This is a genomic window from Bacteroidales bacterium (genome assembly GCA_012517825.1).
Classification (GTDB): Bacteria; Bacteroidota; Bacteroidia; order Bacteroidales; family JAAYUG01; genus JAAYUG01.
On record JAAYUG010000044.1, the window covers coordinates 1 to 13,281 of the forward strand.

Genomic DNA, 13,281 nt, shown 5'->3' on the forward strand with positions numbered 1-13,281 from the left:
AACTATCGGGTGCATTGGGAATCAGCCGGAAAAATCATTCCATTCAATCCTGAATGTATGGAATCTGTTGTAATTGTTACACCGTCATGGTTTATTGAAGTGGACCTGCCTGTGGTCAGGGCATTATCATCACACTATGCCGTTCACTGGATGATATTGTTTCAGAAAGACCTGCGTGAATATGCTCCTGCCGATGTCATTCACCTGACAGACAACCTTCATGTTACACTGCATATTTTTCAGCGGAAACACCGGCGGCTGCATCCCCATAATGCCCTTCTTGCCTTCCGTGTTATTAGGGAAATAGCCTCCAATCCCGGTGCCCGCATATATTTCAATACCCTGGAAGATATGTACCTTCTGATTCTCTCCCGGTTGTTTTTTTCTCCCTCCAGGATTATTATCGGGGTTCATGATTTCATACCCCACCGAAAATTTTCCACCAAGCTCATTAAATATACACACCAGCTGGTATACAGGCTCTTCAGAAATTTTCATTTCTTTTCAGAAAGCCAGAGGCAGGCCTTTCTGCAGAAATACCCGCACAAAAGAGCGTGGATGATCCCCATGTTTGTGAAGGATTATGGCCTTCCCACCACAGGAGGTTCCCTGAAAAGGGCTCGCTGTCATTTTCTGTTTTTCGGACAGATGCGCTACAACAAGGGAATTGATGTGCTGACGGAAGCCATCAATTTATTGAGCGAAAAAACCGGAAGCTTTCTGGTTACAATGGCTGGAGCCGGGACAGAAGCTGAAAAATACCGCCAGGAAATCCGTGATCAGCACTGCGTGAAATGGGACATCCGGATTATCCCCGATCAGGAAATTCCCGATCTTTTTTCCCATACCGATTTTCTGGTTTTGCCATACAGGGATGTAACCCAGAGCGGCCCTCTCTGGATTGCCTTCCGGTACGGTGTGCCTGTTATTGCAAGCGACTTGCCGGGGTTCAGGGAATGGATTACGGAAGGGGAAACGGGCTTTTTTGTACCTCCCGAAGATCCCCATGCCCTGGCCGATACCATGCTCAGGGCACTGCACATGACCGGGGAAGAGAAGAACCGCATGCAACAAAACATTTTGCAGTTTGTTCGTATAAAGCTTGATCCGGAAAATATAACTACGGCCTATAGAAATATGTTTTCATCGGCTGTATGATGGAGCAACAATGAATACAATCCCGAAAATACTGATTACAGCCCCGAGCTTTGACGAACGCGAAAACGTGAGTGGGGTGGTTTCTGTGGTCCGCCTGATTATGAAGCTTCCGGGGTACAGCTTTACCCATTTTCGTCTGGGGCGCAGGGATAACGAACGATCGGGCATATTCTGGCTGATGAGCCAGATAGGGTCTTTGTTTTCCTTTGTGCGGGTGGTTGGACGTTTTGACCTGGTGCATATCAGCTATTCCCTGAATCCTCCTTCCATCCTCAGGGATTTCTTTTATGGCCTGCTTGCACGCTTGTTTGGGAAAAAGCTGATAGTTCATGTTCACGGAGGAAAGTATCTGACCCGGAAACCGGACAACTTCCTGCTCGATGCAATGATAAGGCAACTGCTCCGGTATGCTCACAGGGTACTTGTTCTCAGCGCCAGAGAGGAACAACTTCTGCAGGAAAATTACGGGCATTATCCTGTCAGCATTCTACCGAATTGTGTTGAATTTCCTGCTGATATTCAGCGGAGCGAAAATTCCGGTCCGCATCTCCGCTTGCTCTTTTTTGGCAGGATTCATGAATCAAAAGGGATATGGGATATTTGCGAGGCCATGAAAATTCTGGTACAGCAGAAAGAAAATGTTATCCTTGATGTGTATGGAAAAGGCCCCGAACAGGAACGATTCATTGCTTCCTGTTCCCTGGCAATGGGAGAACAATTCAGATACCGTGGCGTTGCCTCAGGATCTGAAAAATGGAAGGTGCTTGCTTCTTACGATGTTTTGCTTCTTCCTTCCCGGTACGGTGAAGGCCTTCCTATGGCAATGCTGGAAGCAATGGCCGTGGGGCTTGTGGTGGTGGTGACCGACGACGCATCCATAACAACGGTAATTGAAGACGGCACAAACGGAATTCTGGTGCAGAAAAATGACCCCCGTGCACTGGCAGAGAAAATCAGCTTTCTGGCAGGTAACAGGGCACTTGTACAAGCAATTGGAGAGAAGGCTCGTCAAACCATTCGTTCCCAATTTACCGTGGATAACTATCTTTATCGTCTTGATTCAATTTATAAACAACTGGTATAGAAAACGGCTCCTATGCAAAAAACCGAAATACTGGGATTTAATGTCTTTTCAGGTACCCTCGATGAAATTCAATGGGATCGTGTTCCGGTAATTGTGAATACCATCAATGCTTATTCGTATGTGGTTACCAAAAAAGATTCGCTGTTCCGGAAAGCATTGATGACCTCAGATGTACTCGTTCCTGACGGTTTTCCTGTGGTTATAGCGGCCCGTATCAGAGGCGACAGAAGAATGAGAAAAATTGCCGGAGCCGATATCCTGTTCTATTTGCTGGAAATGCTCGAAAAACAGAATGGAACCTGTTTTTTTCTGGGCTCTGAACAAGAGACCCTCAGGCTTATAGAAGAAAGGCTTCGTAAGGAATACCCCTCGGTAAAAGCTGGCTTTTTTTCTCCCCCGTTCAGGGAAGAATTTTCAGAAACTGAAATCAGAGAAATGATCGGAAGGATTAATTCCTTTAAGCCGGATGTGTTATTTGTGGGGATGACGGCTCCCAAGCAGGAAAAATGGGTGTTGGCCAATAAACCGGCCATCCATCCCTGCATTATCTGCTCCATTGGTGCCGCGTTTGATTATTTTGCCGGGACTCTTCCCAGGCCATCACGCTTCTGGATTAAAATCGGAATGGAATGGTTTGTTCGGCTCGTGAAAGAACCCGGAAGGCTCTGGAGGAGATATCTGGTGCATTCTCCGGTTTTTTTCTTTGACCTTTTCAGGTGTCTGGTTCTGGGCAAAAGGGTGGTGAAAAAGCCCGGAAAAGAATAACTATTTGTAATACTCGAATCGGAGGTTCAGTCGTTCTTCAATGGTCTCTGCCAGTGCCAGCAGATCTTCGTCATCATCGGTTCTCCACCTGACTTTCAGTTCTTTGCCTGCCATATTGATTCCTTTCATAAGGGTATGCAGAAGATCCGTCAGCTCCCTGGCAGATGACGAATCACAGCAAAGAAAATCGCAGTCCAGGATCGTTACCGTTTCCGGATGTTCCGCATATTTCTTCACCCATTCATGAGCCGGCTTGAAATAAACCGAGGCATTCGACGGATAAGAACACCCCTGGATATGTATATAGCCAGGTTTTAAGTTAAAAGTAAATGTTTTATCAGAACCGGGTATGTACAATTCTTCCATTGATAGTCCCTTTTGATGCTAATGCCAATTTACGATATTTTTCTGATAAAAACTCTGCTGTTTTTTTTGTCCTGATGCTTTGATAGTTTAACCTAACCTGACAGGTCGTTCATCAAATTTAATGCGGATTAAAAATTCAGGAATGAAAGCCGTTGGTAAGGTTAATCCGTTCATCGGTCAGAGATATTGCACGGTTGGTCAAAAAGGATGAACTTTTACCCGGGTTGTTTGTCATTTACGATAGAGGTAATTTTACCCTGATTAACATATGTTGTTTATGATAAGAAACCTTGCGAATTATTTCCTTACACGCAGATGGTATGTGCGTTCCAAGTCGCTGAAGGGGTATTCGCGTGTGTTAGCAGCTTTTATTCAGGTTTCCGATATACTGCTTCTTGTTCTCATTAACCTTCTTGCATGGAGGATTTACAGAAGGATTGATCCCGACTGGGCACCGACTCTTACGTTTTCGCTTGTGCTGTTCTATTTGGTTCAGTTCGTGGTCTGGTTTTCCCTTCTTCAGGTAGCAAACCTTCCTAAAATCCCCCGAACTACGCGTACAATAGTGCTGGTTTTCAATGTGTTGCGGATAAGTTTCATCGGATTAATTGCCCTGTTTGTTTTCAAATATCTTTTCGGAGTGTGGCAGGTTACACCATCCTTGATTTTTCTTTTTTCTGCCCTTGCCGCTGTAACATATTCATTGGCTCACATCGTTTCGGTGAGGCTTTTTAAGATTTACAGAAGCAAAGGATATGACATCCACAAGGTACTTGTATTTGCCGATACCTATTCCGAAGATTTCATCCGGAAGATAATGGAACAGAAGGAATGGGGCTTTGAAATTGTTGCCATCATCTCCGATTCACGGATTATTAAAAACAAATTTGAAAATATTGTTCCGGTTTATTCATCCCGTAAAGACCCTGTTGAACTGATTAAAAAACACGTGGTGGATGAAGTGATCTACAGCCGGTTCAGGTTTGCTGAAGAGGAGTTCAGGAAGGTCATTCTCTACTGCTTCAAGACCGGAATTATTTTCCGGATGCAGTCGGAGCTTTCGCCGGTTGACGATGTAAAAATCCGCCTGGAACAATTGCATAAGATGCCTGATCTGGTATTTCTCAATGTTCCGGGTGATAACATCGCCCTTATGTTCAAATCGTTTATTGATCATGCTGTTTCGCTTGCTTTAGTTCTGATTTCTCTCCCTGTTTTTGCTGTGATTGCCATAGCAATTAAACTGGATTCTCCTGGTCCGGTCTTCTTCCTGCAGAAGAGGGTCGGACTCAGGGGAAGAGAGTTCAATCTCATTAAGTTTCGTACCATGGTGAAAAATGCAGAAGAGTTAAGGAAGCTGATTGAGAAACAGAATGAGATGGACGGTCCGGTATTTAAAGTGAAAAATGATCCGAGGGTTACCCGCGTGGGGAAATTTCTGCGGGAGACAGGACTGGATGAACTGCCTCAGCTTTTCAACGTTATCAAGGGCGAAATGTCACTTGTTGGCCCAAGGCCTCCTCTTCCGAGCGAAGTAAAACAATACCCCGACCAGTATCTGCGCCGGCTTTCTGTTAAGCCCGGGATTACCTGCACCTGGCAGGTGGTTCCCAACCGGAACTCCGTCCGGTTTGAACGCTGGATGCAGCTCGATATGGAATACATTGACAAATGGTCTCTGAAACTCGATTTCCTTATCTTTCTGAAAACTTTCCGAACAGTTATTCTTCGTACCGGCCTCTGATCGATTTTTTCCCTCTCCATGTCGTTTTTTCTGTGTAACTTTAGGGGCATTCATATGGAGGCTTATATTTTATCAAATGATGAAACACCTATGTATTAACACAAACACCAATGAATAAATTTCAAATCATGGGAGTTCCCCCGCTTTGGCGGGGCAGGCTATCCGACCTTCAAAAATCAATTTTGTTCGGATGAAACCCACATGTTTCACAAACACAAACACCAAGGTAATAAAATCACCAACATCCGGGTTCCATCATACCATTGAAAATTAATCTTATTATGATAAAGCATCGTGAAATTCCTATCGAACAGACCAATCCCGTCAAGGAATTAATCTTCAGGGCACTTGAATACAAATGGATTTATATCATCAGTCTTGCTTTGTTTTTAATCTACTTTGCCGGGAAAAACAAATATGCCCCCCGTACCTACGAAAATTCAGCTACCATTCTCCTGAACAAGAATCCAAAATCCATGCTGGGAGGCGGTAATGTGCTTACAGGCCTCGAAGCTCTTGAGTTTGCCAATAATGTGGAAAACGAGGTGGCTGTTCTTTCTTCTTATACCCTTGTGAGCAACACCCTTTTCTTACTCGATTTTGATGTATCCTATTACCATATCAAAGATGATTTTCTCGGGAAGATTATCGGCAACTCGGCCATGACCACCGAGCTTTATACAAGCTCTCCTTTTAAGATCGTTCTCGACAAGACCCATGTTCAGCCTATCAATTCTTTTTTCGATATTTCAATTGTCAACGATTCGGTTTTTGTGCTGGAAATGCATGAAGATAAGCCTTATCTATACAATTATCTCGACGGAGGTATCCGGCAAACAGGCCCGATCTATTTCCGTAAACAATTTCAGTTCGGAAAGATGATTGATACCAGTTTCTGTCGCTTTTCCGTAACCATTACAGACCTGTCAAGAGCTAAGGAACTTCAGAAAACCGGAAAGCTGGCATTTGTTATGAATCACCCGGAACAGATTGCCTTGCAGTATCAGAGAAACATAAAAGCAGAGGCTAAAAACCCCGGTTCATCGGTTATCAAAATCACCCTGAAAGGAAATCACGAAAAGAAGGTGACTGATTTTCTGAACAAGCATATTGATACCTATTTAACCAATAACCTGAACAAAAAGAACAAAATTGCTGTCAGTACCATTGAATTTATTGATTCACAGCTTTCTGATATTTCGGACTCCCTTACTACCGTTGAAAGGAGACTGCAATCCTACCGTTCCTCCCATCAGATCACCAATCTGAGTTTTCAGGGGCAGAAGTATATCGAACAACAGACCCAGCTGGAAAATGAGAAAGCACGGCTGGTTTTGCAAAAACGATACTATGATTACCTGGTGGAATATCTTTCTTCAAACAAAGATGGAGCTGACCTGGTGCCTCCTTCGACCATGAATGTTGTTGACCCGGTCATGAACCAGCTTGTGGTGGAACTGATCAACAACAATGCAGAAAGAGCCTCAATTCTGCAGAACGAAAATATTCAGAACCTTTTTCTCGGGCAGATAGAAAATAAAATTAACAACCTGAAAAAGACGATATTGGAAAACGCCCGGAACAACCTGAATACCATTCAGATTTCCATTAATGAACTGGATTACCGGAGCAAGGTTCTTGCAAACGAAATTGCACGCCTTCCGGGCACTGAGCTTCAGCTGGTGGGCATTGAAAGGAAATTTAAGCTGAACGATGCTATTTATACCTATTTACTCGAGAAAAGAGCTGAGGCACAAATAGCCAGAGCATCCAATACACCTGATTTTGAAGTGATTGATTTGGCCAGAGACTCCATGGTCAAAGCCATATCGCCCAAACGAAGGCTCAACCTGGTTCTGGCGGTTCTATTGGGGCTTCTCCTTCCTACCGTTTACATTCTTCTGAAAGAGTTCTTCAATGTCCGCATCTCAGAAATCCGCGATATTGAAGCCATCAGCAACCTGCCTTTCCTTGGGGCTATTGTGAGGAGCCGGAAGGAAACCCCGCTGGTTGTTAAGGAGCACCCGCGTTCTATCGTTTCAGAATCGTTCCGGGCCCTGCGTACCAATATTCAGATACGCATGGGAACCGACAGGCCTGTTGTCCTGGTGGTTACCTCTTCCACAAGCCGGGAAGGGAAAAGCTTCATTGCCCTGAATCTGGCTTCATCCTTTGCTTCCTTCGGAGGAAAAACGGTCCTTCTCGAATTCGATATGCACAAACCGGTTTTGACAGAAAACCTGAAACTTAAATCCGGCAAGGGGTTAAGTAATTTTCTCGACGGGCAGGCAGCCCCCGAAGAAATTATTCTGGCATCTGGCATTGAAGGCCTTGATTTTATCTCCTCAGGTCCCGTTCCCTTTAATCCTTCGGAGCTGATCAGTACCCAGAAGGTGAATGAACTGTTTGAATTCCTGAAGCAGCGGTATCATTATATTGTTCTTGATACACCTCCGCTTGCGGCTGTAGCCGATACCTACCTGCTGATGAAACACGCCGATATGAACATTCTGGTTACCTGCCGGAATACCACTCCAAAGAGTCTGTTTACGGCAGTTCTGGCCAACCTGGAAAACAATAACATTGAAAACCTTCAGGTGGTTCTTAATAACTATGAACTGCGCAATGGCAGAGATGAGTACTCATACGATTATAGTTATGTTCAGGAGGAAGGCAGGCGCAAAGGCTTGTCACGCTACCTGAAAAAGTTCTTATCGTTTGGTAAACTTCCGCGCGTCCGAAAAGGCTGAAAATTGATTTTACTTTATTTTACCGAAATGGCAAAGTAAAGAACGGCAATCAGGGTTGTAATGGCCGACAACAGGGTCGAAATGGTGGTATTCTGGTAACTGGTTGACTTGGCCCTGAGCGGTTCGACGATGATCACATCATTCGGGTACAGAAAATAATAATCTCCTGATGCCAGTTCCTTACTGGTAAGATCAACATACCGGTAAATAATTTCTCCTCCCGTTTCCCTAACAATCACAACTTTTTTCCTGTTGCCGTAACGGGAAATGCCTCCGGCAAGAGCCAGGGCCTTGTAAATATTGATTTTTTCGTCGGTGTAAGTGTAGGTACCCTGCCGTTCAACTTCGCCAAGTATGGTAACCTGGTTATTGACAAATTTTACTATTACTGCCGTGTTGGGCAAATAGTTGGCAAGCAGGCTCTCAATCCGCATTGAGGCTTCCCGGGTAGTAAACCCTTTCAGGTAAATCTTTCCAACAAAGGGAAAATTGATATTGCCTTCCGAGTCAACATTGTAGCTCACAAGATCAACCTGTGTCTGCCCCCACAGTGTGGCATTGTCGTTAAAAATTCTCGTAGCCTTTTCATCAATGCTGATCACTTTAATGTACAGCTGATCATAAGGAGCGATAATTCTTTCAGCCCGGGGAGATTTGTGAACTTCCACCGAGTCAAATTTCCGGTCGAAGTAAACAAGCTGCTTTTGCGGAATACAGCCCGTAAAGGTCAGAATCACTATCAGAATGGTTGGTACGAAAAGCCGGCAGCTGATGAAAGACCTCATAGAAAGGAGTGATTTGTTTTACGACAAGTTGTCCTGACAAATATAACACTTTTGCGTTACTGACTGTACAATTAATCCTCCTTGCTGAAGAATTGATTAACCCGGTTTTTGTGTATTTCAACAGAAGAAATTTGTCAAACAAGCGGTTGGCGCCCGGCACCAACCGCTTGTTTGTTAATACGGCATTAAGCTTGTAATTCAGGTTACCTGACCTGCATCAGCCGTAAGGTCTTTGTTCCCTCCCGTGTGGTGATTCTGACCAAATAAATGCCGCTACCCAAATTACTGCGGCCGTTTTCTTCAGGTTTCCATGTAATGGTGTGTTCTCCGGCCGGCAATGCCTTCCTGTCTATTCTGTCTGCAAGCCTTCCTGTTGCATCATAAAAGGCAAAGGAAACATCCGTGTCCGCTGTCAGTTGTACGCGGAGGGTGACAGTTTCCCGGAACGGATTGGGGTAAGCGATAATATCCGGCATCGCATCAATGGCTGTAACTTCCGTGGTTCCGGCTCCGGTGAATGTGATAAACGCTGTTCCAAATCCGGCAAATGCAAGGGGATACCCTGCCGTGGCAGTCCATGTCAGATTCTTATATTCCTGCAATCTTTCATGGTTCCAGAAACGGAGGGTACAGGTGTGTCCTTCCGTGAAACCGGGAAGGGGAATATCCGAAGAAGGATCCGTCATGCTGGCCGACATTCCGAACACCTCAGACCCATCATACACTGCTGCTCCCACGCACAGCTCCCCATCGAAAATTCCGATTTCATCACCGGTTTTCAAACCGTCAGTCCCTTGAAAACCTGTCAGCACAAAATTCATGGGCGCATACAGATCGCCGGGGAATGCCTCGGAAAAATAGGTTAAACCTTTTCCGGCCTGTGCGTAACTTTCGGCCGACGATTTGTCTCCGCTGGTGCCCGTTGTTAGGAAATCGGGCGCGGTCATGGTTACGTAATACCCTTCTCCCGGTTTCAAACTATCAACTCCAATAGTGAGTTTGCCTGACTGCAGCAGATTGATCCTGGTGCGATCGTCCTTAAGCTTGTAAAAGGTCTTTCTCTCGATCAGGGAAGCAAACAGATCGGTAAATGCTGACGGGTTCTTCGACGGGTATCCTATCAGGTTCTGTCCTTTGACAAGAGGAATGCTGATATTTCCCTTAACGGGTGACCCCTTAACCTGCATTGTTGCACCGGTGCGCATCCAGACATGGTATCCTTCGCCGGGGTGCATGCGTTCGAGATTACTGAACCATGTGCCATCAGGCAATTGGGTCATAAACCGGCCGGAACGGTCCTGTACTTTGATCAGTTGTTTGCCGGCCATCAGGGGCGCAAAAATATGGCTGAGGCTGTCGTCGGCCGGAACCACATAAAAGGAAACCATGTTCCATCCTTCTTCCAGCCGCAGATTCTGCAGACTATCGGCCGCTGTTGCCGGAGGATCGGTGACCGGGTCAGGCTGGGAGTTGCCCGCATTTCCGTCATAAATGCATACGATTGCCTTCCATGGAGCCAGGTTTACCGATGCCGGAAGGCTCGTTCCCGCGGCATCAATAGCATTCCCTCCGGTATTCATGGAGGCAGCTGATAAGGAAGGATTCACCAGAAGACGGGAATTGGCATACGGATCAAAGGGAGCAGTGGCTACTTTGTATAAATGTATGTTGTCAAAGTACATGGTTGCATCAAAATACTTGCTTGTACCAAAAAGAAACTTGCCGGTTGTTGTTTTTCCGGAAGTAAAAATGTAACGGTATTCTGCCCTTGCTGTATCGCAGGTTACGGCATAATTAAACTGAACGGGATTATCGGCATCATCCTTTAGCTGAATGGTTCCGGGCTTATCGCTTTTTGCCGAAAAGGAAATCAGGTAGCTTGTTCCCGCTGTGTAGCTGATGTTCTGACTGCTGAGAAAAGCTCCGTATGTCGGACTGGAAGAAAGAAAACGCATCTGAACATACCCGCCGTCCATTTTGCCGTCGTTTTTCCATATGCGCTGGAAGTTATCGGGATACCCCCACCAGTCGTTTAGATTGGTTGTAAAGGTTCCGTTTTTCAGCAGATCGGCCGAGAGGGTGTCAGTTACCTTTTGCGTGCTCCACCATACGGGACTTTCGGATGAATGGGCATCCTGGCCGTGAAAGGCTCTCCATCCGCTGAGGTTGAACAGGGTTTCGCCGGATCCCTGGACTTTATGAAGAATCGTTGCACGGCTAAACGGATTGGCATAAATGTTATAATCAAAATTTCCGAACGTTGTGGGTTCGCTGCTGCTTAATAACAGACTGACATCTCCCGGGTTTATGGTGAAAAATGTATTGTGCACAACGGTATTTGCATAGCTGGTTGAAGACAGTGCCCTGTCGATCAGAATCGATAATCCGCCTCCGTAAACGGTATTGCTGTCAACCGTATTGTCGAGGGAGTTATGCAGGAAAATGGCTGTGGCCTGCCGGTCATTGATGATATTCCCTGTTACTTTGTTGGCAATGGAATAGTCATCAAGATAGATGCCGAATCCCCAGTTGTGGTATGCTTTGATGGATTCGTTCAGGTGGATATTTTCAATGTAATTCTGCCGAATGGTGGTATTTTTTGAGTAATCGCCCCAGATATAGATTCCGGCTCCGTCTTTCAGTGTCATCAGGGCATTGGACACTACATTGTGTTCGATGAGTGTATTCCTGCTGTCGCTGCGGATTCCACTGTATCCGGTTGAATCAACCCTGTTGCTGGTGATTTTGTTGGAGGACCCCATATGATTGATGAAAATTCCTATGGCTCCGTCATATCCGTTTTTGCCATATCCCGGAACCAGTCCGATCTGTTTGACCGTGTTGTTGTCGATGATGCTGTTCTGCAGCGAGGTGGCTGAAATCCCCTTGCCATAGCAGGAACGGATCTGATTGGAAAGAATCCGGATCTGATCGCCTGTTTTACACTCGATGCCGGAAATCAATGACTCACGTATTGTGCAACCTGAAATTTCAATACTGCTGCAGTTATTCAGGTAAACGGCCGATTCCGTTTGATACTCAAAGGCTATGTTTTTTACAGTTAGGTTCTTTACCGAACCGGCATAGAGACCAGAGGATTTTGAACAGGCCTGTATGCCGGCTGTGTCTTTTACATCCTTCAGGTACACATACAATGTGTCGTTTCTCCAGTACCATTCGCCGGGAGCATCAAGGGAGGAAAACGTATTTTCCAGGTAATAGATGTATCCGGGCTGAATGGTGTATTCCACACCCGGGTTCATGGTTAGGCTTCCCGGTGTATAGGATGATACCGTGCTGTAATCCCATGTATAGTCGCTTGTCCGAACACGGCAGGTTGCCCCTTTCCATGAACCGGCAGGCTGTGTAAGTTCCGCGTCGCCGATCCATGTGGTTGAATTGCTGTTGTCGGCAGTAAACCAGTTTCCTGCATTGGGCGTCCGTGCCAGGAAGTACAGTATATTGTTCACATAAACGCTCAGGGGTTTTTCTTTGACAACTGCTTTGTAAACCAATCCCTGGTACTGCTTCCAGCCTGTATAGGTCCTGGCCCCGGTAATTACCGGCAGTTCTCCGCTTCCATAAGCATCCACTGCAATGGATTTTGTGTCCGATCCAAGATTGTTCAGGCTTATCTGCCCGAAAAAGCGGCTGCCCCGTTTCAGAAGGATTTTGTCTCCCGGCTTGATCTGAGAAGCAACGGTGTTGAGTTTGTCCAGAGTTTTCCAGGCACTCGTTTCCGATGTACCTGTATTACGGTCATCTCCCTGCCGGGAGTCAAGGTAGTAGGTAGTCTGAGCCGGTGCTGTAAGTACCGATAACAACAGTAAAATGATTCCCGTTACAACCAGTAACAGAAACCTTTTGTCTCTTCTTTTCTTCATCGCATCGATCGTTTGGTTCAACATCATTTTTCTGTTCGCAATGGCACAAAACCTCCCCATCAAATGGTAAAAACCATTTTTGACGAAATGACATTTTGGAATGTCAGGAGATTAAAATTCTATGTTAAATGCTATTTTTTATACGACGAAAAATAATTAGCATGTTACGATTGTTTTACACCAAAAAAGGATTTAGAATGATTTTAGATTATTTTCTAAAATACAGGTATACAATAATTTGAAGATTAATTAACCCTGCTGTAACGCATGGTTATAAAAATTTTTGTCTAACAATTCTTCGTAAAAAGAGGGGAAGGAGGAAATTTGCCAAAAAACACATGGGGCGTTACCCCTTAAACCCCGGTTACTTTCTTGCCTTGATACAAGAAAGAAATTAAATTTCGCATAAGAAAATCTACCAGTTGGCGGGGAGGCCAACTGGTAGATTTTCTATCGCGGGAAAGGCAAAACAAAATTCCTCCCGCTCTGCCAGCCTTGGCACCCCTGTTTTGCCCTGGCCCACGCGCTTTGGATTCACGTTCAGGAAATAAATTCCTTTTCAGAAACGGGATTAAGCTCTTGCTCTGGCCCTTAGCAGGCCTGTGGGGGGACGTCCACGATTGGTGCGGGCTGAGGCCGGGTTGGTTATGGACGATAGTTTGGGTACCTTCCGAAGAGGCCTCAGCCTTCAATCGTGGAGACTTTTTTTGGTTACTTTTTTGTGTAGCTGACAAAAAAGTAACTC

The 13,281-nt window shown here is 45.4% G+C and carries 8 protein-coding genes; 5 read left to right on the forward strand and 3 right to left on the reverse strand.

Annotation, left to right across the window (positions count from 1 at the left end):
- Window positions 1-57: 57 nt before the first annotated feature.
- Genes GX419_03000 through GX419_03010 form a run of 3 tightly spaced genes read left to right on the forward strand, consistent with a single transcriptional unit; the run spans window position 58 to window position 3,007 of the window.
- Window positions 58-1,158: a glycosyltransferase gene (locus GX419_03000; GenBank protein ID NLI23662.1), complete on the forward strand. Its 1,101-nt coding sequence runs from the start codon at window positions 58-60 to the stop codon at window positions 1,156-1,158.
- A gap of 10 nt (window positions 1,159-1,168) precedes the next feature.
- Window positions 1,169-2,242 carry a glycosyltransferase family 4 protein gene (locus GX419_03005; GenBank protein ID NLI23663.1) on the forward strand — a complete coding sequence of 358 codons (1,074 nt, stop codon included), beginning with the start codon at window positions 1,169-1,171 and terminating at the stop codon, window positions 2,240-2,242.
- 30 nt (window positions 2,243-2,272) lie between these two features.
- Window positions 2,273-3,007, forward strand: a complete 735-nt coding sequence (locus GX419_03010) for a WecB/TagA/CpsF family glycosyltransferase (protein ID NLI23664.1) — start codon at window positions 2,273-2,275, stop codon at window positions 3,005-3,007.
- Here GX419_03010 and GX419_03015 read toward each other — a convergent pair whose 3' ends face one another.
- On the reverse strand, window positions 3,008-3,373 hold the full coding sequence (locus GX419_03015; protein NLI23665.1) for a DUF1987 domain-containing protein: 366 nt from the start codon (window positions 3,371-3,373) through the stop codon (window positions 3,008-3,010).
- A gap of 277 nt (window positions 3,374-3,650) precedes the next feature.
- On the opposite strand from GX419_03015, the gene GX419_03020 reads away from it, so the two are divergent.
- Both GX419_03020 and GX419_03025 read left to right on the forward strand, forming a co-directional pair.
- Window positions 3,651-5,117, forward strand: a complete 1,467-nt coding sequence (locus GX419_03020) for a sugar transferase (GenBank protein ID NLI23666.1) — start codon at window positions 3,651-3,653, stop codon at window positions 5,115-5,117.
- Between the two features lie 281 nt (window positions 5,118-5,398).
- Window positions 5,399-7,867 (forward strand): polysaccharide biosynthesis tyrosine autokinase, encoded by a 2,469-nt coding sequence (locus GX419_03025; GenBank protein ID NLI23667.1) that lies wholly within the window; start codon window positions 5,399-5,401, stop codon window positions 7,865-7,867.
- Window positions 7,868-7,881: 14 nt separating this feature from the next.
- On the opposite strand, the gene GX419_03030 is transcribed toward GX419_03025, so the two are convergent.
- Together GX419_03030 and GX419_03035 are read right to left on the reverse strand one after the other, a co-directional pair.
- On the reverse strand, window positions 7,882-8,652 hold the full coding sequence (locus GX419_03030; protein NLI23668.1) for a polysaccharide export protein: 771 nt from the start codon (window positions 8,650-8,652) through the stop codon (window positions 7,882-7,884).
- A 203-nt stretch (window positions 8,653-8,855) separates the two neighbouring features.
- Window positions 8,856-12,536 (reverse strand): T9SS type A sorting domain-containing protein, encoded by a 3,681-nt coding sequence (locus tag GX419_03035; protein NLI23669.1) that lies wholly within the window; start codon window positions 12,534-12,536, stop codon window positions 8,856-8,858.
- Window positions 12,537-13,281: the final 745 nt, after the last annotated feature.

Excerpts from the sequence above, each read along its gene's own strand:
- GX419_03005 (NLI23663.1), top strand. The coding sequence starts at position 1,169 with ATGAATACAATCCCGAAAATACTGATTACAGCCCCGAGCTTTGACGAA.
- GX419_03025 (NLI23667.1), top strand. The coding sequence starts at position 5,399 with ATGATAAAGCATCGTGAAATTCCTATCGAACAGACCAATCCCGTCAAG.
- GX419_03035 (NLI23669.1), bottom strand. The coding sequence starts at position 12,536 with ATGAAGAAAAGAAGAGACAAAAGGTTTCTGTTACTGGTTGTAACGGGA.
- GX419_03020 (NLI23666.1), top strand. The coding sequence starts at position 3,651 with ATGATAAGAAACCTTGCGAATTATTTCCTTACACGCAGATGGTATGTG.
- GX419_03000 (NLI23662.1), top strand. The coding sequence starts at position 58 with ATGGAATCTGTTGTAATTGTTACACCGTCATGGTTTATTGAAGTGGAC.
- GX419_03030 (NLI23668.1), bottom strand. The coding sequence starts at position 8,652 with ATGAGGTCTTTCATCAGCTGCCGGCTTTTCGTACCAACCATTCTGATA.
- GX419_03015 (NLI23665.1), bottom strand. The coding sequence starts at position 3,373 with ATGGAAGAATTGTACATACCCGGTTCTGATAAAACATTTACTTTTAAC.